The sequence below is a fragment of the Romboutsia sp. 1001713B170131_170501_G6 genome (assembly GCF_015668195.1).
In the GTDB taxonomy this organism is placed as follows: Bacteria; Bacillota; Clostridia; order Peptostreptococcales; family Peptostreptococcaceae; genus Romboutsia_C.
On record NZ_JADPFC010000001.1, the window covers coordinates 619,025 to 641,300 of the forward strand.

The window sequence follows — 22,276 nt, forward strand, 5'->3', positions numbered from 1 at the left end:
CAATTATTATGGAATGTACAAAAAACTTAAAATATATGGAAGTAAGAGAACAAATATGTGATGTATGCCACAAAATGTGGCAATTAGGATGGGTTGCTGCAAATGATGGGAATGTAACTGTGAAATTAGAAGATGGTACTTTTTTAGCAACACCAACAGGAATAAGTAAAAGCTTTATAACACCAGAAAAATTAGTTCATATTGATGCTAATGGAGAAATATTAGATGGACTTGAAGGCTTAAGACCATCATCAGAAATAAAAATGCATTTAAGATGCTATAAAGAAAGAGAAGATGTAGGAGCAGTAGTTCATGCACATCCTCCAACAGCTACAGGATTTGCAGTTGCTCAGTTAGATATGGATAGATACACTATGATAGAAACTGTAGTTGCAATAGGGTCTGTACCAGTAACACCATATGGGACACCATCAACAGAAGAAGTTCCAGAAGCAATAGCACCATATTTAAATGAACACGATGTATTATTACTTCAAAATCATGGAGCATTAACAGTAGGAGCAGATTTAATAACAGCTTATTATAGAATGGAAACATTAGAATTATATGCAAAAATAAGTTTAACTGCACATTTATTAGGTGGGGAAAAAGAAATTTCAAGAGATAATATAGATAGACTAATAGATATGAGAAAAAATTACGGAGTTACTGGAAGACACCCAGGATTTAAACGTTATAGAAAATAAAATAATTTAATTCCTAAATATAAAAAGGAGGATATTTTATGGATGGTAAGATAAATAGTGCTGAAAATGTTAAAGTAAAAAATACAAATGAAATAGTACCAAAAAAATATACAATGCACTTTATAATGCTTGTATCGTGTTTTATACTTTGGGGACTATTAAATAATATGACAGATAATCTTGTACCAGCATTCGGAAGAATATTTATGCTTGAGGCAGCAGATGCATCTTTAACACAAGTTGCTTTTTATGGATCTTATGCAGTACTTGCATTACCTGCTGCAATTTTAATAAAAAAATACTCATATAGAAATGGTGTATTAGTAGGTCTTGGTTTATATATAGTAGGGGCTATGGGATATATACCAGCTGCAATTTCACAAAACTTTAATTTATTCTTAGCATCAGTTTTTGTTTTAGCAGGAGGGCTTTCAATCCTTGAAACAACTTGTAATCCATATGTAATATCATTAGGACCAGAAGAGACTAGTGTTCGTCGCCTTAACTTGGCTCAAGCTTTTAATCCACTAGGTTCTTTAACAGGTATCATAATGGCTAAATATTTTATATTAAGTAACTTAAATCCTGCAACATATGAAGAACGTATAGCGATGAGCCCAGAAGCTTTAAGTGATATACGTAGTACAGAATTATTATGGGTATGTGTACCATATGTTGGTTTAGTAGTTATAGCTATAATAATATGGACTTTCTTTAAGAAAAGTAAAGATTCTGAAAGAGATACTTCAGGAGATCTTAATATAGTTAAATCAATAAAAAAACTTATAAAAATACCACGCTATGCATTTGGTGTAGTTGCACAGTTTTTCTATGTTGGTGTTCAAATATCTGTATGGACTTGGACTATAGGATATGTAATGACAACTCTTGGACTTGATGAAGCAAGTGCATCTGAGTACTATCTTATAGCAATAGTTTCTTTTATAGTATGCCGTTGGATATGTACAGCTTTAATGAAGTACTTTGACCCAGCTATAATGATGGCTATATTTGCAGTAGGTGGAATAGCATTTAGTTTAGGAACAATATACCTACCAACTTCTCAATCTGTATGGTGCTTAGTTTTAATATCAGCATGTATGTCATTAATGTTCCCTACAATTTATGGTATAGCACTTAAAGATTTAGGTGATGAAGTAAAAGTAGGTGCGGCAGGACTTATAATGGCAATACTTGGTGGAGCAGTTATAACCCCTATTATGGGTAAAATGATAGATACTGGAATGTTATCTTTTATAGCACCTTCATTTAGTGGTCAAGAAGCTGCAGTTCGTTCATCATTTTTAATACCAGTAATATGTTTTGCAGTAGTTTTAATATACTCAATATGTTTTAGAACTAAGAAAACAGCTAAATAGATGTAATAATATAAATTAAAATCAGATTATTTTTATAAGTAGGAACGAATACTTCTTCATATTTTTTATTAATATATAGCCTAAGGATTATTTCCTTAGGTTTATTTATTTTAAACAAAAATAATGAAGGAAAAAAACAAATAATGTAGAATTATTAAATCTTGAGTATATTTTTGGTCAGGGAGATTTAATAAATGACAAAATTTAAGAAAATGATATACATATCAACTGTTATATTAATGACACAGATGTTTATATCTAAAATACATGCAAAAAGTATAGGAGATGAGTCATTTAACGTTTTAATACTAAACTCTTATCATCAAGGACATTATTGGGAAGCAAATATAACAATGGGACTAAAAAATTATATATTAAATAATAATGAGTCAAATATAAACTTTAGAGTTGAATATTTAGATTTTAGGATTAATCACAATAAAGAATATATAAAATCATTAAAAGATATGTTAAATAAAAAGTACCCAAAAGGAAGTGTAGATCTCATATACGCAGTAAATGATGAATCTTATGAAGTTTTTAAAAATGAAGTAAAAAATATAAATAGTAATTTTTATAAATTACCTCTGTTATTTAGCGGTGTGGATAATAATTTAGAAGAAACTTATAAAGAAAATGAATACATGACAGGTGTATATCACCGTGATGATACATTAGATTTAATGATTCTAATGAAAGACTTAACTCCTAAAGTAAGACATATAAACATAATAACGGAAGAATCAGGATATGGATATTCTCTTTATAAGGAAGTATCGAGGATAGTAGATAGATACTTAAAAGATCAAGTAAAAATAAGACATATAAAAAGTAATTACTTAGAAGATATAACAAAAGAATTAAGTGAGATTAAAAACTCGGAAGATATGATTAATATAATAGGAGGAGAATTTCAGTACGAGAATTCAGGAAAGTATATAAATCCTATAGAGGTTGTAAGCACAATAAAAGATTATAGTAGTGCACCAATATACTCTGACGACGAAACCTATATAAATTCTGGAATATTAGGGGGAAGTATGGATATAGGTCAAGAACAAGGCAGTATAATTGGAGAGATGATAATTAAAATAAAAAATGGAGAAAAAATAAAAAATATCAAAAGTGTTCCAGAGCCTAAAGTAAAATCATACGTAGATTATGATAGTATATATGAATATAATATTAATCCTTTTTCTGTAAGAAAGGATGTAGTTATTTTAGATAAAGGTCCTTTTGATTTATTAATTCCTACATGGATGAAAGTAGTTTCAGTATTTTTACAAATCATATCAGCACTAATTATTATAGGTATAATTATATCTTTTATTAAATTTAGACGTGATAAGATAAAAAGAATAGAAATACAAAAAAAAGAAAAAGAAAGAGAAAAATTAAAATCAGACTTTATAGTTAATCTAAGTCATGAATTAAGAACACCTATAAATATAATACTAGGAATTACTAAAGTATTAGAAAAAAGTCTTGAAAAAGGAAATTTAGATAAAGATTATATATTAAATAAGTTAGAAAATGTAGATAAAAATACCTATAGACTTCTGAAAATATCAAACAATATAATAGATATAACTAAAGCTGAATCTGGAATGTTAAAATTAAACTTAGAAAATTGCAATATAGTATGCGTTGTAGAGGATATATTTGAGTCGAGTATAGATTTTGCTAGGAGAAAAAATATTGATATGATATTTGACACAAAATATGAAGAGATAAAAGTAGCTATAGATATATTTCAAATTCAAAGAGTTATATTAAACTTGTTATCAAATGCTATAAAGTTTACATCTGAAAATGGGATTATAAGAGTTTTTATTTATAAAGACGAAGAAAATGTAGTTATTGAAGTAAAAGATAGTGGCATAGGTATACCAAAAGAAAAGATTGACTATATATTCCATAGATTTTATCAAGTAGATAACTTATATACAAGAAACAATGAAGGTAGTGGTATAGGGCTTTGTATAGTAAAAGAGATAGTAGATATTCATGATGGTAAAATAGAAATAGAAAGTGAAATAAATAAAGGTTCTACTTTCAAGATACATCTTCCTAGACATTTGAAAGTAAATGAAATGCAAAATGAAGGCTCAAGTATAAAAGATATAAACAAAATAGTAGATTTAGAAATGTCTGATGTATATTAATGAGTAACCTATATATTAACTTTTAATAAATAAAGGTTTATGTATAGGTTTTTAGTTTAAAATAAATTTATTATCTAAGGATACTTTCAAAGAAGCTTAATACTATATCAAGGAAAACTAATTTTATTTGAAACTATAATTACACTTATAGTAGAATAAAATAATAGATAAAAAATTTTAATAAGGATTGATGATATTGACATATATTTTAAATAGTAGACAAGTTAAGATAATTAATATATTAAACAAAAGTACGCACCCTATAACTAGTAAGGCTTTAGCATATGAACTAGATTGTTCTACAAAAACAGTTCAAGGAGAAATAAAAGATATAAACGCCACTTTAGAAAACGTAAAAATAGATTCTATAAGAGGAAAAGGATATATATTAGTTGGAGATGTAGATTCTATTATTGATAAAGATGATGAACAAACTAATGTTAATATAGATAGAGTAGGATATATATTAAAAAAAATCTTACTACTTTATAAAGATAAAACTTTGAAAATAGAAAGCTTAGCAGATGAAATGTATGTTAGTCTATCTACCATAAAAAATGACTTAAAAGAAGTTAAAGTTATACTTAAAAATTATAATTTAAAAATTATATCAAAACATAAGCTAGGTATTGGTATTTTAGGAGATATTAAAAATATAATAAAGTGCATAATAGAAAGTAGCTTAAAGTATAATAACATAAATATTGAAGACTTTTTTAGTGACACTGTAGCTTCAAATATATCTTCAATAAGAAGTGAGATATTATACAATATAGATAAAAAACATATAATATTTACTGATTATGAATTTAACAATATATTTAATTATATACTACTATCACTATCACTAGAAGATAATAATAATTATAAAGAGTATATAAAAACATATATTAACAACTACCAAGAAAAAATAAACAATAATTATAATAAAGAATATAAAGAAAAAATACTAAGCTCTATAGATGAGTTTATTAAAAATTTAAAATTAGCTACATCTATAGATTTAAGTAATGACGAGATATTTAAAAAGTATTTATATAAGCACATACTTAGTTTTTATACTAACAAAGAATTAAACATAAATAATCAAAGTATAATAGCAAGTGATATAAAGACTAAGTATCCATTTGCATTTGAACTAGCAACTATTGCAAAAAATACATTAGAAAAAGATTTAGATATTAAAATAGATGAAAATGAAATTGCAAATATTGCAATTCACATAGGAGGAGCATTACAAAGAACTTCTCATAAAGAAAACAAAAAAGTATTAAAGGCTATAATAATATGTGCATCAGGTATTGGAACATCTATGCTTATAAAGGCAAAACTTGAAGCTAAATTTGATAAAAGGATTGAAATATTAAAAGTAATGCCTTCTTACTTAATAGATTTTATAGGAGTACTTGATGTAGATTTTATAATAGCTACGGTACCTATAGATATTAAAAATATTCCTGTTATAAATGTATCACCATTTTTAGATGACAAGGAAATAATGATAATAGAAAAGTTTATAGATACAGGCAAAATTTATTATAATATAAATTTATCTGAAATATTTGATAAGGATTTATTTTTTGTAGATTTAGATTTTGATAATAAATATGATGTAATAGACTATATGTCAGAGAAGTTACTTAAAAAGAATTATATAGATGAAGAAATGAAATTATCTTATATTGATAGAGAAAAGATAGCTACAACAGAAATTGGAAATATGGTAGCTATTCCTCATGGTGCTAAAGGAAAGGTATATAAAGATACTATAGCAATAGGAATACTTAAAAAAAGTATAAAGTGGGAAGTAGGAGATGTAAGGCTTATAGTGATGCTTTGTATACAAAAAGATAGTATACTAAACTATGAAGATTTACTTTCAAATATATATAAAAGAATAGATTCTATAGCTAAAGTTATAAGTATATGTGAATCTAAAAATTATGATAAATTTATAGCTATGTTTAAATAAATTTGTTTAATTTATAATTTGAAAAAACTTAATATTAATAAAGGTAAAAATACACTTTTATATTTAATAGATAAATTTCTCTTTTAACTAAGAGAAATTTTTTGTCTTTCAGGAAAAGGTATTCTGAAATATTATAAATATATAAGATAACACAATGAGGTGATAAAATGATTTATACAGTTACACTTAATCCATCTATAGATTATGTAGTAAAGCTAGATAATCTAAAAAATGGAGAGGTAAATAGAACTAAAGAAGAATATGTATATCCAGGTGGTAAAGGTATAAATGTATCTTTAATATTAAAAGAACTAGGATATGAAAGTAGAGCCCTAGGATTTGTTAGTGGATTTACAGGTAATTATATAAAAGATGTATTAAGAGATAAAGGATTAAATGAAGATTTTATAAATATAGAAAATGGATTTACAAGAATAAATGTTAAGGTTAAAAGTGATGAAGAAACAGAAATAAATGGTCAAGGACCAAATATAAGTGAAAAAGATTTAAATAAATTATATGAAAAATTAGATACTCTTATGGAAAACGATGTATTAGTATTAGCAGGAAGTATACCTAGTACTTTAGACTCTTCTCTTTATGAAAATATAATGAAAAAGCTAGAAAATAAAAATATAAAAATAGTAGTAGATGCAACTAAAAATTTATTAATAAATGTATTAAAGCACAAACCATTTTTAATAAAACCAAACAATCATGAATTAGAAGAATTATTTAATGTTAAATTAGAAACTACTGATGACATAATAACTTATGCTAGAAAGTTAAAAGATATGGGAGCTAAAAATGTATTAGTATCAAGAGGAAAAGATGGAGCATTACTTATAACAGAAAATGGAGAAACATTTATAAGTAACGTAGCAAAAGGAAAAGTTAAAAACTCAGTAGGTGCAGGAGATTCTATGGTAGCTGGATTTATAGCTGGATATCTAAATTCAAAAGACTACAAAGAAGCTTTAAAACTAGGAGCAGCTAGTGGAGGTGCAACAGCATTTTCTAATGATTTAGCAAATAAAGAACACATATATAGTTTAATAGATGAAATAAATGTAGAGAGGAGATAAGCTATGAAAATAGTAGATTTAATAAATAAAAAGTCTATAAGCCTTAACTTAAAAGCAACTAATAAAAGTGATGCTATAGATAAGCTAGTAGATTTAGTAGATAATAGTGGTAATTTAAATAATAAAGAAGAATATAAAAAAGCAATAATAGCTCGTGAAAATCAAAGCACAACAGGAATAGGTGAAGGAATAGCAATACCTCATGCTAAAACTAGTTCAGTTAAAAATGCGTGTTTAGCTGCAGCTATTTGTAAAGATGGTGTAGATTATGAATCTTTTGATGGTAGCTTATCACATTTATTCTTTATGATAGCGGCACCAGAAGGAGCTAATAACACTCACTTAGAAGTATTATCAAGATTATCTACAATACTTATGGATGAAGAATTTAGAGAAAAACTTATAAATGCTAAAAGCGAAGGTGAGTTTTTAAGTTTAATAGATAAAAAGGAAAAAGAGAAATTCCCAGAAGAAAAAGAAGAAAAAATAGAAGTAGTTAAAGAAAAAGCTTCAAAATACCCAAAAGTATTAGCAGTTACAGCTTGTCCAACAGGTATAGCACATACTTTTATGGCAGCAGAAAGTTTAAACAAACAAGCCGATAAAATGGGAGTTAGTATAAAGGTAGAAACTAATGGTTCATCAGGAGCTAAAAATGTATTAACTAAAGAAGAAATAGAAAATGCAACAGCTATAATAGTAGCAGCAGATAAAAAAGTTGATATGGCTAGATTTAATGGAAAAAAAGTCATAATAACTAAAGTTGCAGATGGAATACACAAGGCAGAAGAGTTAATAACAAAAGCAGAAAATGGAGATGCACCTATATATAATTACGGTGGTAATGTAGAAACAAAAGAAGAACGTAGTGAGGAAAGTGCGTTTAGAAAAGTATATAAGCATTTAATGAATGGTGTATCAAACATGCTACCATTTGTAGTAAGTGGAGGTATACTAATAGCTTTAGCATTTTTACTTGATGATTACTCAATAAATCCAAAGACTTTTGGTTCAAATACACCACTTGCAGCTTTCTTTAAATCAATAGGAGATACTGCCTTTGGATTTATGCTACCAGTACTAGCAGGGTATATTGCATATAGTATAGCCGATAGACCAGCTTTAGTAGTAGGATTTGTAGGTGGGGCACTAGCAAATACTGGTGGTTCAGGTTTCTTAGGAGCACTACTTGCAGGTTTTATAGCAGGATACTTAGTAGTAGGACTTAAAAAGGTATTTAGTGTATTACCAGATTCACTAGATGGTATAAAGCCAGTACTTTTATATCCTTTATTTGGAACACTTTTAATGGGTATTATAATGACATTTATAATAATACCTCCAGTAGCAGCACTTAATTTAGGAATAACTAATTTCTTAAATGGACTTGGAACTAGCTCTAAATTAATACTTGGATTAATACTTGGTGGTATGATGGCAATAGATATGGGTGGACCAATAAATAAAGCAGCTTATGTATTTGGAGTAGCATCACTACAATCAGGTCAATTTGAAATAATGGCAGCAGTTATGGCAGGTGGTATGGTACCTCCTTTAACAATAGCACTTGCTACAACATTCTTTAAAAATAGATTTACAAAAGAAGAAAGAGAATCAGGTAAGGTTAACTATGTAATGGGATTGTCATTTATAACAGAAGGTGCAATACCATTTGCAGCAGCAGACCCACTTAAAGTTATACCAGCTTGTGTATTAGGTTCAGCAACAGCAGGAGCATTTAGTATGATGTTTAATGCAACATTAAGAGCACCACATGGAGGAATATTTGTTGTTCCAGTTGTTGGTAATCCTTTAGGATATTTAGCTGCAATAGCAATAGGTTCAGTAGTAGGTATGATAGCATTAGCAGCTTTAAAAAAGCCAATAAATGAATAATATGTATTTACTTTAAAATAGATAAACTTATATAAAATAAGTCTATCTATTTTTTATATACTAAATGATTAAAAACTTTATTTATTATATAAAAGTTATTTATTTATATATAAATTTATATTATAATAAGATGTATATTCCATTATACTGAGGGAGTAGTTTGCACGTATTGTGTGATTAGGTCAACATAATGACTAAATAGTCTGGTCTAATCTTAAAAAACGAGACTCAGGTATGCTTATTTTGCATACCTAGAGTCTCGTTTATTTTTTTGAAAAATTATAAAACAGGAGGAAATTATGAGTATTACAGCAGTATTTTTTACAGCTTTAGCACTTTCAATGGATGCTTTTGCTGTATCGGTAACAAAAGGAATGACTATTAAACATTTAACAAAATCTTTAGGTATAAAAATAGCCTTATTTTTTGGAATATTTCAAGGTGGAATGCCACTTTTAGGGTGGGTTATGGGTATTGGATTTGAAAAGTACATAAAATCTATAGATCATTGGATAGCACTTATATTATTAAGTTACTTAGGATATAAAATGATAAAAGGATTTATAGATGAAAGAAAAGAAGCAAATGAAGTAGATACTTTGTTAGCTGCTACATCTGAAGAAGAGCTTTCTACAAAGGATATTATAGTGTTATCTGTAGCTACTAGCATAGATGCTTTGGCAGTGGGAATAAGTTTTGCCTTTTTAAGTATAAACATAGTAGAGGTATCAATAGCTATAGGTGTTATAACATTTATAATGTGTTTATTTGGAGTTTTTATAGGCAAAAAAATAGGAAATGTATTTAATGGATATGCAGAGCTTATAGGTGGAATTATACTTATATGTATAGGTATAAATATATTTAATGAACATACACATATATTTAGCCAGTTATTTTAAACACACCCAATCAAAACATTAAAAATATATGATAAAAGCATAGATATAATAAGTTTTTATAAAAGCTTATTATATCTATTTTTTTATTAAAATTAAAAATTTTAAAAAATAAATAAAACTTAAGATAGTTTAATAGGCTTATGATGAAGTATATACAAAGACTAAAAACGAACGTTACATAAAAAAATTTTTATAAAATTCATAATAATACATAAAAAAATAAAAAAAATATTGAAAATATATGAAAATGATGATATAAATAATATTGTAAAATGATTTTGACATAAAATTAAGGAGTAATTAGAAAATGAAAAAAATATTAGTTTTGCTACCAACAATATTATTATCAATATTTTTAATGGTAGGATGTACATCACAATCAGAAACAGGAAATGAAAATGTATTAGGTATAATAGGGGCTATGGAAGAAGAAGTAGAAATATTAAAAGAAAAGATGGATATAAAAGAAACTACAACTATAGCAGGAATGGAATTTTATAAAGGAACATTACATAATAAAAATATAGTATTAGTTCGTTCTGGTGTAGGAAAAGTTAACATGGCTATGTGTACTCAAGTTTTAGTTGATAAATTTAATGTATCAGCTCTTGTTAATTCTGGAGTTGCTGGAACTATGAATGAAGATTTAAATCAAGGAGATGTAGTTATATCAACAACTACAGTTCAGCATGATTTTGATACAACAGCATTTGGAGATCCACTTGGAGAAATATCAAGACTAAATAAAAGATTCTTTGATGCAGATAAAAATATGATAAACAAAGCGAAAGAAGCTGCTAAGAATGTAAAAGGTGTAAATATAGTAGATGGAATGGTAGCCTCAGGGGACCAATTTGTAGCAGGTGGAGATATTGCTAAAAAAATAAAAGATAACTTTGGAGAGGTAGAGGCAGTAGAAATGGAAGGAGCATCTATGGCACAAGTAGCCTACTTAAATGACATACCATTTGTCATACTTCGTTCAATATCTGATAAAGCAAATGGAGAAGCTGATCTATCATATGAGGAGTTCTTACCAATAGCAGCAAAAAATGCTAGTTCGCTATTAGAAGAATTTATAAAAATATATTAAGTAATAAGACATAAGCATTAATTTTACATTTTGAACATAGTTTTGATTAATATATAATCGACAAAAAATAACCATTTAAACAATAAAAATAACCGTTGGGTAAAATTTCAATAAACTACTAAGAAAATGTATTATATTAACCATAAGATTATAAATGAAGGGGAGTTAATACAATGGTTTTTAGTAGTTTATTTTTTTTATTTCTATTTTTACCAATAGTTTTATTAGGTTACTATATAACTAAAGACAAATATAAAAATTATATATTATTAATAGCAAGTTTATTTTTTTATGCATGGGGAGAGCCGAAATATGTATTTTTAATGATATTTTCTATAATATGCAACTATTACTTTGGTATAAAAGTAAATGATAGTTCAAAAAAGAAAATATGGCTTATCATATCAATTATTTTCAATATAGGACTTTTGATAACTTTTAAATACGCAGATTTTTTATTCAATATAAAAGGAATAAAACTGCCTCTTGGTATATCATTTTTTACATTCCAAACAATGAGTTATGTTATAGATGTTTACAGACATGATGGTAAAGTTCAAAAAAATATATTAGGGCTTGCATTATATATAAGTTTGTTTCCACAACTTGTTGCAGGACCTATAGTAAGATATCAGACAGTAGATAATCAAATAAATAAAAGAATACATAGTACGGATAAATTTGCACAAGTGGTTAATAGATTTGTAATAGGACTTTCTAAGAAAGTTATAATATCTAATCAATTAGGTATAGTATCTGACTTTGTATTTTCAAAAGGGATAAATAGCTTATCAATAGGAGAAGCTTGGCTTGGAATTATCTGCTACACATTTCAAATATATTTTGACTTTGGTGGTTATAGCGATATGGCTATAGGTCTAGGAAAGATGTTTGGGTTTAACTTTCTTGAAAACTTTAATTATCCTTATATATCTCAAAGTGTATCTGAGTTTTGGAGAAGATGGCATATATTTTTAGGTAGCTTTTTTAGAGATTATGTATATATACCTCTTGGAGGAAGTCGTGTTTCTAAATTTAAATTATATAGAAATTTATTTATAGTATGGTTTTTAACTGGTATATGGCATGGAGCAAATTATACATTTATAATATGGGGACTGTACTTTGGTATATTTATAGCACTAGAAAAAGCATTTTTAGAAAAATTATTATTTAAATTGCCTAGATTATTTAGACATATGTATTTAATGTTTATAGTTATTATAGGATGGGTATTTTTTAGAGCCAATAATTTAAGTCATGGTTTTGAGTTTATAAAAGTTATGTTTGGTATATCAGAAAATAATATTATAAACTCTGATTTTATAACTTACTTAAATGATTATTATTATATAATCCTTATGGCGATAGTATTCTCAATGCCAATAGTAAATTCTATTAAAAAAATAATTATTAAAAGCAACAAAAATTTATTACAAAATAAATTAGCATATATACTTCAAAGTTTCTTTTTAAGTATTTCTATGATAGTAGTTATAGTAATTTTAAGTAGTTCTACTTATAATCCATTTTTATATTTTAGATTTTAGATAGGAGATAAATTATGAAAAACAAATCAAAATATATAATAATGCCTTTTTTAACAATAATATTTGGTTTTTTTATAATAAATATTGTTAAACCAGATAAAAACTATAGTTTTTCAGAAAATAGGAATTTAGAAAAATTACCAACGATAGAAGATATTAAAAACAATACTTTTACAAAAAAGTTTGAAAAATATTATAATGATCAATTTGCATTTAGAGAAGAAATGAATAAAATATATATAAAGTCAGAAATTAGCTTAAATAAAACAAAGGTAGGCAATTATTACCTGGGAAAGAATAATTGGATATTAGGGCAATTTTCTCATTTATTAAGTGATGACAAAATATATAAATATACTATAGCATTACATAAAACTAGTGAAATAGCAAACCAACTAGATAAAAGCGTGTACTATGTATCAACGCCTCACAAGACTAATATGTTAAAACACTTATATCCAAACTATGTAGATAACAAAGAAAATATAGATATAAATAAAAATGAATTAAAGTCCAGCTTAGAGCCAGACCTTATAAATTTTATAGACTTAGATGAAGATTTTTTAAATAGATTTAGTGACAAAGAGCGTGAGAAGCTTTATTTTAAAACAGATCATCATTGGAATGGATTAGGTGCTTTTGAAGGATTTAAATCTATGATAAGTAAAATGGATTTAGGTATTACTGAAGATAAATTAAATTCATTTTTTAAGGAATATAAAATAAAAACTGTCAAAGATAAAGAATTTATAGGTAGTTACAATAGAAATTTAGATATGCTTGTAAAAGAAAAAGAATACCCTATTTATGTTTATAGAGACAATGAAGATTATAAATTCTATAAAAATGATGGAAAAAAAGATAAACATATAAAAATTGATGAAGTTATAGCAACTCAAAAAGATGATAAAGAATGGGATTATGGTGGTGCATATATGAGAGGTGCAAGTTGTAATATATTAAAAATTAAAAATGATAAAGCTTTAACAGATAAAAAGATATTATTATTTAGAGATTCATATGAAGCACCAATGACATTAATGTTTGCTGATGTTTTTAAAGAAGTAGAAATAGTAGATCCAAGAAATATAAGTAATTTAGACATGACTTATGAAGATATTATTAAAAATAGTGATAGTAATATAGTTATGTTTATGTATAACAGCTTTGGATTTTATGATATGATAAAAGTGATGATAGAAAAGGGGATAAGCTAACATCATTTATTTAAAGTATTATAAGGAGCATGAATAATGGGGCTAAATATTGTTATATGTGAAGATGAATTAATACACAGAGACATTTTAAAAGGATATATTATAGATATATTTGAAAGTAAAAACATTGAATACAATATATTTGAATTTAAGTCTGGAGAAGAATTGCTTAAAAATTATCCAGATAAAGTAGATATATTATTCCTAGATATTCAAATGGATAATTTAAATGGAATGGATACAGCAAGGCATATTAGAGAATTTGATATTCAATGCGATATAGTGTTTACTACTTCTATAGATAGTTATATGCAAGAAGGCTATGAAGTTCGTGCTTGTAGATATTTACTAAAGCCTATTAATTATGATGACTTGCTAAGTTTTATAAATTCAACGATCAAAAAAAATCCAAATTATATAATAGTAAATCAAGTAGGTTGTGAAGGAAGTGTCAAAGTCGATATAGATGAAATATTATATATAGAAACTATAAATAGATGTGCACATATACATACTTATGATAATACTTATGTAACTAGAGTTAAATTAGAAAATCTCGAAAAGGAGCTTAGTAGTCACAATTTTTATAGAAGTCATAGATGTTATTTAGTTAATTTAAAAAAATCAAGTATTACTAAAAATGATGTAGTAATTGTAGAAGGTATAGAGATACCTATAAGTAGAAGAAAGTTAAAAGATTTTAAGAAAAAGCTAACAAATGTATTAGGGGAAGTGTTATGTTAGATCTATTAAATAATTTAGATAAGTTATTTACAACTGATACATGGTTTTGGATTATTTTAAATAATTCTACTTATTTTATAAAGTGCATTATATTTTATTATTTAATTAATTATATGTATGAAAAAAATATAGTAAGCTAGTATCGATTATAAATTTTTTAATATTAGATCAACTTTTATTTAATATAAGATTTTCTAATATTAATGATTTTTCAATAATTTTATTCCCTACTATAGGTTATATATATTGTAAGATAAATTATGATATAGATAATAACAAAAAGGCATTTATTATTTGTATTATATATTGGGGATTAGTTGAAAGTATAACAGAAAGCTTATCTTATACCTTAGTGTTTCCAGCAGATATAATTCACTATAATTCATACGTTTATTATATACAATCAAATTTAATTATGACATTATTACTAATAATAGGGTTTTTACTTACAAAGTACTACATAAATATAAAAAAATATAAAGAGAAAAATTTAAAACTAATATTTATTCCTATATTAGTAAATCTTATATCTCTTTTAATAGTATTGGATAATATAAGAAAAAATATAAGAGGAAAAAATATGAGTGAATTAGTAGCTAATAAAAATTTAGTTATGATGATAGTAGCCATACTAGTTATAATTTCAACTATATATATATCTTATGTATTTGATAAAATAGTAAAATCTCATAAAATAGAAATAGAAAATAATATAATCAAAAAAAGCATAAATAAAGACTATAATCATTATCTAAGTCTTAAAGAGCAACAACTAAAGGTACGAAAGCTTCATCATGATATGAAAAATCATATTATATGTATAAAAGAGTTATATAAAAATGATAGTGAGAATTTAGATTTATATATAAATGAAATTGACCATATGATAATGGATTACAAAGAAGCTTTTGAAACTAATAATAGTATATTAGATATTATTGTTAATGATAAATATAATACTTGTTTGAAAGAAAATATAGATTTTAAATGTAGTTTAGATTTTTCAAAATGTGAATTTATAGACATGGTAGACGTTTGTACTATATTTTCAAACTGTTTAGATAACTGTATAGAATCTTGTAGAAAGATAAGTGATGAGAGTATACATAAGTATATAGATATAAAAAATACATATATGAATAATATGTGTGTTGTAAAAATAGAAAATAGTAAAATTAATGACGTAATTATTAAAAATAAGATTTTACATACTGATAAAAATGATAAGTTTCTACATGGAATAGGAATTAAGAATATAAAAGAGAGTGTAGAAAAATATAATGGACAAGTAAATTTTGAAGGCTACAACAATAAGTTTGTAGTAAAAATTATAATACCCATAAAAGATTAGATATGAATACTTAATCGCAAAGTAAGCAATATAAAGGAGGAACGAATCGTTCCTCTTTTATATTTAAAAGTTCGTTAAAAAAATAATTAATATTGCACTTTTTTTTATTAATGTATAATAAATATAGACGTATAAATTTGGAGGGAAAAAATGAGAGAAATATTAGAAGTAAATCCTATAATAGGTGCAATTAAAAATGACGAAAATTTAGAAGCTGTGGCAAAATCAGATTGTGATATTGTATTTTTATTAAATGGAGATATACTTAATTTAAAAAAAATAATCGAATATCTTCATAAATATGATAAAAAGGTATTTGTTCATATAGATATGATATCTGGAATAGCATCAAATCCTGTTATTGTAGATTATATAAAAAGGGAAGTAAAATTGGATGGAATAATAACTACTAAAACTAATATTGTAAAAAGGGCATTAGAACTAAACTTAAATGTTGTGCAAAGGTTTTTCTTTATAGACTCAATGTCACTTGAAAATGCTATAGAAAGCTTAAGGAAAGTAAAACCTCAAGCTATAGAAATAATGCCTGGAATAATGCCAAAGATAGTAAAAAGGATAAATAAAACTTATCCTAATATACCAATAATATGCGGCGGACTTATCGATGAAAAAGAAGAAGTTATAAATATATTATCTTGTGGTGCTATGGCAGTTTCAACTACAGATAAAAGTATATGGTAAAGCTTAAAAAATGTTAAAAACTTAACTGTAATGTTAAAAACTTAACCTTAAAAAATATTGACGAGAAAATGTTTTTTTATTATTATTTAATTAAATCAATACTAGGCTGGAGACGAGAGAGCTAATAGTTTTTTACTAAGAGCTCTCTCTGTTTTTTTACAAAAAATTGATTTTATAAAATTTAAGGAGGAATTGAGTTGAAAAAAACATTGATGGGAGAGTGTATCTCTGAATTTATAGGATCCTGGATACTAATATTTATAGGTTGTGGATCAGTTGCATCACTTGTATTAAATGGAGCTAATATTTCACAATGGGAAATCGGTATTATATGGGGCCTTGCTGTTACCATGGCAATATATGTTACAGGAGCAGTGTCGGGTACACATATAAACCCAGCAGTTACTATAGCTTTAATGGTGTATAGGGATTTTCCAAAGAAAAAGGTTTTGCCGTACATAATATCTCAAATACTAGGATGTTTTGTAGGAGCTGCTACAGTTTACTTTTTATTTAAGAACTTATTCATATCTTTTGAAAGTGCTAATAACATAGTAAGAGCAAGTGAAAGTGGTATGGCTACAGCGGGAATATTTTCAACATACCCACATGCTGATATAAGTATAATGACAGCTTTATTTACAGAAATAATAATAACAATGTTTTTAGTTATGGTTATACTTGCAGTTGGAGAAGCTAAAAACTCAAACAAGCCTCATGCTAACTTAGCACCAGTTATGATAGGTCTAACAATAGCTATAATAGGTGCAAGTTTTGGTGTATTAACAGGATTTGCAATGAATCCATCAAGAGATCTTGGACCAAAATTATTTGCAATGATAGCAGGATGGGGAACTAATGCATTAGGAGAAAATATGTATTTCTTAGTTCCAATAGTAGGTCCAATCATAGGTGGTTTACTTGCAGGATTTGTATATGATAAAGGTGTAAAAAGATATTTAGATGATGAAGAGGTTAAAGAAGCATCTAAGTAGAAATATTAAATACAACAATAATTGTAAATATAAATTTAAAAATTTCTGGGAGGGATTTGTATGAAAAGAAAGTATATAATGGCGCTAGACCAAGGAACAACTAGTTCAAGAGCAATATTATTTGATAAGAGTGGAAACATAATAGCAACTTCCCAAAAAGAATTTACTCAATTTTATCCAAAGGCAGGATGGGTAGAACATAATCCTATGGAAATATGGGGAAGTCAAAGTGGGGTTATGAGAGAAGTACTAGAAACTAATTCTATTAGACCAGATGAAGTTTGTGCAATAGGTATAACTAACCAAAGAGAAACTACAATAGTTTGGGATAAAAATACAGGAAAGCCAATATACAATGCGATAGTTTGGCAATGTAGAAGAACATCAGGAATATGTGATGAATTAGAAGCTAAAGGATACAAAGATACTATAAAAGAAAAAACAGGACTTATACTAGATGCATATTTTTCAGGAACTAAAATAAAATGGATACTTGATAATGTAGAAGGTGCAAGAGAAAAAGCAGAAAATGGAGATTTATTATTTGGTACAGTAGATACTTGGTTAATATGGAATTTAACTCGTGGAAAGGTACACGTAACTGATTACTCAAATGCTGCTAGAACTATGCTTTATAATATAAAAGAGTTAAAATGGGATGATGAAATACTTGAAATATTAAATATACCAAAGAGTATGTTGCCAGAAGTAAAACCATCTAGCTGTGTATATGGACATACAGACAAAGAAATGCTAGCAGGAGCTGAAATACCAATAGCAGGATGTGCAGGAGACCAACAAGCGGCATTATTTGGGCAAACTTGTTTTGAAGAAGGAAGTGCTAAAAATACTTATGGAACAGGTTGCTTTATGTTAATGAATACTGGAGAAAATATGGTAGAATCTAAAAATGGATTATTAACAACAATAGCTTGGGGTGTAGATGGAAAAGTTGAATATGCATTAGAAGGAAGTATATTTATAGGTGGTGCATCTATACAATGGTTAAGAGATGAACTTAGAATATTATATGATGCTAGCCAAAGTGAATTTTATGCTCAAAGTGTAGATGATACTAATGGAGTATATGTAGTACCAGCATTTGCAGGGCTTGGAGCACCATATTGGGATATGTATGCAAGAGGTAGTGTAATGGGACTTACTCGTGGTGCTAATAGAGCACATTTAGTTCGTGCAACACTTGAATCAATAGCATACCAAGTTAAAGATGTATTAAATGCTATGCAAGAAGATTCAGGACTAAAGCTAAATGGTCTTAAAGTAGATGGAGGAGCAAGTGCAAATAATTTCTTAATGCAGTTCCAATCTGATATATTAAATACAAATATAAATAGACCAAAGGTAGTAGAAACTACTGCACTAGGAGCAGCTTATCTAGCAGGATTGGCCGTAGGATTTTATGATAGCAAAGAAGACATTAAAAAATCTTGGATAATAGATAAAGAGTTTACTCCTAATATGAGTGATGCAAAGAGAAACTTATTATATAAAGGATGGAAAAAAGCAGTACAAAGAAGTCTTGACTGGGCAAGAGAAGATGAAGAATTTAAAGCTGAATTAGCATCAGTTGAGAGTTAATATAAAATTAGTGACAAAAAATAATTTATAGTATATAATTAACATACCGAGGAAAATGTTTTCGATTTTTAAAGTGATATTTATAATTTACAAATTATAATAAAGTAAATTTTACTAAATACAATATTAAATATTTTTGGCTAAGAGATGAGAGAGCCTTCTATACAACGTATAGGGGGCTCTCTGTATTTTTTTAGAAAAAAATAAGTTGGAGGGAAAGTTATGTATGATATAGCAATAATAGGAGCTGGAATTGTGGGAAGCTCTATAGCTCGTGAATTATCTAAATATAATTCAAAGATAGTAGTACTAGAAAAAGGAGTAGAAGTATGCCAAGGAACTACTAAAGCAAATAGTGCTATAGTACATGGTGGATATGATGCTAAAGAAGGAAGTTTAAAGGCAAGATTAAATGTAGAAGGTAACAAGTTATATCCTAAGCTTTGTGAAGAGTTAAATGTAGAATTTAAACAAAATGGTTCTTTAGTTTTAGCTTTTGATGAAGAAGAGAAAAAGCATATACAACAACTTTATGATAGAGGAATAAAAAATGGTGTAGAAGGTCTAAAAATACTAAATAAAGCAGAAGTATTAAAACTTGAGCCTAGTATAAACAAAAACGTAGTAAGTGCACTACTTTGCGAAGTGGCAGGTATAGTTTGTCCATTTAACTTAAATATAGCACTTATGGAAAATGCTATAACTAATGGAGTAGATTTAAAATTAGAAAGTGAAGTAATAGATATCAATAAAATAGATGATGAATTTAATATAAAATTACAAAATGGAAAAATAATAAAATCAAAATATGTAATAAATGCAGCTGGAGTATACAGTGACAAAATAAACAATATGATAGGCGGAGATGAATATTATATCATACCTAGAAAAGGAGAGTACAAAATACTAGATAAGTCTGAAGGAAAAATAGCAAATCATACATTATTCCAATGCCCAACAAAAAAAGGTAAAGGTGTATTAGTAACTCAAACAGTTCATGGAAATTTACTAGTTGGACCAAATGCAAATGTTGTAGATGATAAAGAAGATATATCTACAAGTAGAGAAGGGATAGAAGAAGTAGTTAATGCTTCAAGAAAAAGTATAGAAAATATAGATTTTAGAAAGACAATAACATCTTTTGCAGGACTTAGAGCAACACCAAATACTGGAGACTTTATGATATTTGCATCAGATAAATGCAAAAACTTTATAAATGTAGGTGGAATAGAATCACCTGGGTTAGCTTCATCACCAGCTATTGCAAAATATGTAGTAGAAATTCTAAAAGAAGAGGGCTTAAACCTAGATAAAAACACAGATTTTAACCCAATAAGAAGAAAAAATAAGCCATTTTCACATATGAGCACTAAGGAAAAAGAAGAAATAGCAAAAAAAGATGAAAGATATAAAAAGATAATATGTAGATGTGAAATGGTAACAGAAGGTGAAATAATAGATGCTATAAAATCTCCATGTGGAGCTAAAACTGTAGATGGAGTTAAAAGAAGAGTAAGACCAGGAATGGGAAGATGCCAAGGTGGTTTTTGTGGTCCTAAAGTTATAGAAATAATAGCTAGAGAACTTAATATAAACGTTGAAGATGTATTAAAAGATTATGGCAAATCAAACATGGTAGCAGGTAAAGTTAAGGAAATGAGGGGTGAGTTAGTTGAAATATAATGTTGTTGTTGTTGGAGGAGGACCAGCAGGTCTTGGAGCAGCTTATGAAGCTAAGAAAAATGGTGCAAAAGATGTACTTATAATAGAAAGAGACAGAGAATTAGGTGGAATACTTAACCAATGTATACATAATGGATTTGGACTTCACGAATTTAAAGAAGAATTAACAGGACCTGAATACGCTCATAGATTTATAGAAATGATAAAAGAAGAAAATATAGATTATATGTTAAATACTATGGTACTTAATATAACTAAAGATAAAAACATAGAAGCACTTGGAGAAGATGGACTTATAAATATTAAAGCAGATTCGATTGTTCTTGCTATGGGATGTAGAGAAAGAACTAGAGGTGCAATAGATATACCAGGATATAGATGTGCAGGAGTATATAACGCAGGAGCAGCGCAAAGACTATCAAATATGGAAGGGTATATGGTAGGTAAAGAAATAGTTATATATGGTTCAGGAGACATTGGTCTTATAATGGCAAGACGTATGACATTAGAAGGCGCTAAAGTTAAGGCAGTAGTTGAAGTAAATCCTCACAGCAGTGGACTTACTAGAAATATAGTACAGTGTTTAGATGATTTTAATATACCTTTAATGTTAAGTACAGGTATAAGCTATATTCATGGAAAAGAAAGAGTTAAAGGAGTTACACTTTCAAAACTTGATGAAAATAGAAAACCTATAAAAGGAACAGAAGAATATATTTCATGTGATACAGTACTTTTATCAGTAGGGCTTATACCAGAAAATGAGTTAAGTGTTGATTTAGGAGTAAGCCTAGATAGTAAAACTAGTGGGCCAATAGTTAGAAATAGCATGGAAACTAATATAGACGGTGTATTTGCTTGTGGTAATGTAGTTCATGTACATGACTTAGTCGATTTTGTCACAAAAGAAAGTAGAATAGCTGGTAAAAATGCAGCACTATACTCATTAAATAAATTAAAAAACAATGAAAGTGTAAAAACTTTAGCAAGTGAAGGAATCTCTTATATAGTACCACAAAATATAGACACAACTTGTGACGAAGATATAAATTTATTTATGAGAGTTAGAAATATATACAGTAACAAAAAATTAGTAGTAGAAAGTAATGGCAAAGTAATATTAGAAAAGAAAAGAAAACATATGATACCATCTGAAATGGAAAATATAAAATTATCTAAAGATTTATTTAAAGATATAAAAGAAAATATAACTGTAAGTGTTAAGGAGGCTTAGAT

Annotated in this window: 17 protein-coding genes; all 17 read left to right on the plus strand. The window is 27.1% G+C overall.

What is annotated here, in order from left to right:
* The first annotated feature begins 8 nt into the window (after positions 1–8).
* The 17 genes from I4U89_RS03155 (at position 9) to I4U89_RS03235 (ending at position 22,274) form a co-directional block, all read left to right on the plus strand.
* Positions 9–707, plus strand: coding sequence for a class II aldolase/adducin family protein (locus I4U89_RS03155; protein ID WP_195938241.1), 699 nt, complete (start codon positions 9–11; stop codon positions 705–707).
* A gap of 38 nt (positions 708–745) precedes the next feature.
* Positions 746–2,086 (plus strand): L-fucose:H+ symporter permease, encoded by a 1,341-nt coding sequence (gene fucP / locus I4U89_RS03160; protein ID WP_195938244.1) that lies wholly within the window; start codon positions 746–748, stop codon positions 2,084–2,086.
* A gap of 194 nt (positions 2,087–2,280) precedes the next feature.
* Positions 2,281–4,251: a sensor histidine kinase gene (locus tag I4U89_RS03165; protein WP_195938246.1), complete on the plus strand. Its 1,971-nt coding sequence runs from the start codon at positions 2,281–2,283 to the stop codon at positions 4,249–4,251.
* A gap of 190 nt (positions 4,252–4,441) precedes the next feature.
* The gene (locus I4U89_RS03170) at positions 4,442–6,223 is read left to right on the plus strand and encodes a BglG family transcription antiterminator (protein WP_442971109.1); all 1,782 of its coding nucleotides are present in this window, start codon (positions 4,442–4,444) and stop codon (positions 6,221–6,223) included.
* 167 nt (positions 6,224–6,390) lie between these two features.
* A complete protein-coding gene (gene pfkB / locus I4U89_RS03175) occupies positions 6,391–7,308 on the plus strand; it encodes a 1-phosphofructokinase (RefSeq protein WP_195938250.1) in 918 nt (305 codons plus the stop codon).
* Between the two features lie 3 nt (positions 7,309–7,311).
* A complete protein-coding gene (locus tag I4U89_RS03180) occupies positions 7,312–9,204 on the plus strand; it encodes a PTS fructose transporter subunit IIABC (RefSeq protein ID WP_195938252.1) in 1,893 nt (630 codons plus the stop codon).
* 299 nt (positions 9,205–9,503) lie between these two features.
* Positions 9,504–10,106, plus strand: a complete 603-nt coding sequence (locus tag I4U89_RS03185) for a manganese efflux pump MntP (protein ID WP_195938254.1) — start codon at positions 9,504–9,506, stop codon at positions 10,104–10,106.
* Positions 10,107–10,413: 307 nt separating this feature from the next.
* Complete coding sequence (locus I4U89_RS03190; protein ID WP_243279127.1) at positions 10,414–11,199, plus strand: 5'-methylthioadenosine/adenosylhomocysteine nucleosidase; 786 nt, start codon at positions 10,414–10,416, stop codon at positions 11,197–11,199.
* 173 nt (positions 11,200–11,372) lie between these two features.
* Positions 11,373–12,749 carry an MBOAT family O-acyltransferase gene (locus tag I4U89_RS03195; protein WP_195938256.1) on the plus strand — a complete coding sequence of 459 codons (1,377 nt, stop codon included), beginning with the start codon at positions 11,373–11,375 and terminating at the stop codon, positions 12,747–12,749.
* 14 nt (positions 12,750–12,763) lie between these two features.
* Positions 12,764–13,966 carry a DHHW family protein gene (locus I4U89_RS03200; protein ID WP_195938258.1) on the plus strand — a complete coding sequence of 401 codons (1,203 nt, stop codon included), beginning with the start codon at positions 12,764–12,766 and terminating at the stop codon, positions 13,964–13,966.
* Positions 13,967–14,002: 36 nt separating this feature from the next.
* A complete protein-coding gene (locus tag I4U89_RS03205; RefSeq protein WP_195938260.1) occupies positions 14,003–14,710 on the plus strand; it encodes a LytR/AlgR family response regulator transcription factor in 708 nt (235 codons plus the stop codon).
* Between the two features lie 580 nt (positions 14,711–15,290).
* Positions 15,291–16,061, plus strand: coding sequence for an ATP-binding protein (locus I4U89_RS03210; RefSeq protein WP_195938262.1), 771 nt, complete (start codon positions 15,291–15,293; stop codon positions 16,059–16,061).
* 150 nt (positions 16,062–16,211) lie between these two features.
* The gene (locus I4U89_RS03215; protein WP_195938264.1) at positions 16,212–16,763 is read left to right on the plus strand and encodes a glycerol-3-phosphate responsive antiterminator; all 552 of its coding nucleotides are present in this window, start codon (positions 16,212–16,214) and stop codon (positions 16,761–16,763) included.
* A gap of 197 nt (positions 16,764–16,960) precedes the next feature.
* Entirely contained in the window at positions 16,961–17,758 is a 798-nt protein-coding gene (locus tag I4U89_RS03220; RefSeq protein WP_195938266.1) for an MIP/aquaporin family protein, read from the plus strand.
* Between the two features lie 60 nt (positions 17,759–17,818).
* Positions 17,819–19,357 (plus strand): glycerol kinase GlpK, encoded by a 1,539-nt coding sequence (gene glpK / locus I4U89_RS03225; protein ID WP_195938268.1) that lies wholly within the window; start codon positions 17,819–17,821, stop codon positions 19,355–19,357.
* A gap of 222 nt (positions 19,358–19,579) precedes the next feature.
* Positions 19,580–21,040, plus strand: coding sequence for an NAD(P)/FAD-dependent oxidoreductase (locus tag I4U89_RS03230; RefSeq protein WP_195938270.1), 1,461 nt, complete (start codon positions 19,580–19,582; stop codon positions 21,038–21,040).
* Positions 21,030–22,274, plus strand: coding sequence for an NAD(P)/FAD-dependent oxidoreductase (locus tag I4U89_RS03235; RefSeq protein WP_195938272.1), 1,245 nt, complete (start codon positions 21,030–21,032; stop codon positions 22,272–22,274). Before I4U89_RS03230 ends, I4U89_RS03235 begins: the two co-directional genes overlap by 11 nt.
* Positions 22,275–22,276 lie beyond the last annotated feature (2 nt).

Excerpts from the sequence above, each read along its gene's own strand:
- I4U89_RS03200 (WP_195938258.1), top strand. The coding sequence starts at position 12,764 with ATGAAAAACAAATCAAAATATATAATAATGCCTTTTTTAACAATAATA.
- I4U89_RS03210 (WP_195938262.1), top strand. The coding sequence starts at position 15,291 with ATGAGTGAATTAGTAGCTAATAAAAATTTAGTTATGATGATAGTAGCC.
- I4U89_RS03230 (WP_195938270.1), top strand. The coding sequence starts at position 19,580 with ATGTATGATATAGCAATAATAGGAGCTGGAATTGTGGGAAGCTCTATA.
- I4U89_RS03215 (WP_195938264.1), top strand. The coding sequence starts at position 16,212 with ATGAGAGAAATATTAGAAGTAAATCCTATAATAGGTGCAATTAAAAAT.
- fucP (WP_195938244.1), top strand. The coding sequence starts at position 746 with ATGGATGGTAAGATAAATAGTGCTGAAAATGTTAAAGTAAAAAATACA.
- I4U89_RS03155 (WP_195938241.1), top strand. The coding sequence starts at position 9 with ATGGAATGTACAAAAAACTTAAAATATATGGAAGTAAGAGAACAAATA.
- I4U89_RS03195 (WP_195938256.1), top strand. The coding sequence starts at position 11,373 with ATGGTTTTTAGTAGTTTATTTTTTTTATTTCTATTTTTACCAATAGTT.
- I4U89_RS03205 (WP_195938260.1), top strand. The coding sequence starts at position 14,003 with ATGGGGCTAAATATTGTTATATGTGAAGATGAATTAATACACAGAGAC.
- I4U89_RS03170 (WP_442971109.1), top strand. The coding sequence starts at position 4,442 with ATGATATTGACATATATTTTAAATAGTAGACAAGTTAAGATAATTAAT.
- glpK (WP_195938268.1), top strand. The coding sequence starts at position 17,819 with ATGAAAAGAAAGTATATAATGGCGCTAGACCAAGGAACAACTAGTTCA.
- I4U89_RS03180 (WP_195938252.1), top strand. The coding sequence starts at position 7,312 with ATGAAAATAGTAGATTTAATAAATAAAAAGTCTATAAGCCTTAACTTA.
- I4U89_RS03165 (WP_195938246.1), top strand. The coding sequence starts at position 2,281 with ATGACAAAATTTAAGAAAATGATATACATATCAACTGTTATATTAATG.
- pfkB (WP_195938250.1), top strand. The coding sequence starts at position 6,391 with ATGATTTATACAGTTACACTTAATCCATCTATAGATTATGTAGTAAAG.
- I4U89_RS03190 (WP_243279127.1), top strand. The coding sequence starts at position 10,414 with ATGAAAAAAATATTAGTTTTGCTACCAACAATATTATTATCAATATTT.
- I4U89_RS03185 (WP_195938254.1), top strand. The coding sequence starts at position 9,504 with ATGAGTATTACAGCAGTATTTTTTACAGCTTTAGCACTTTCAATGGAT.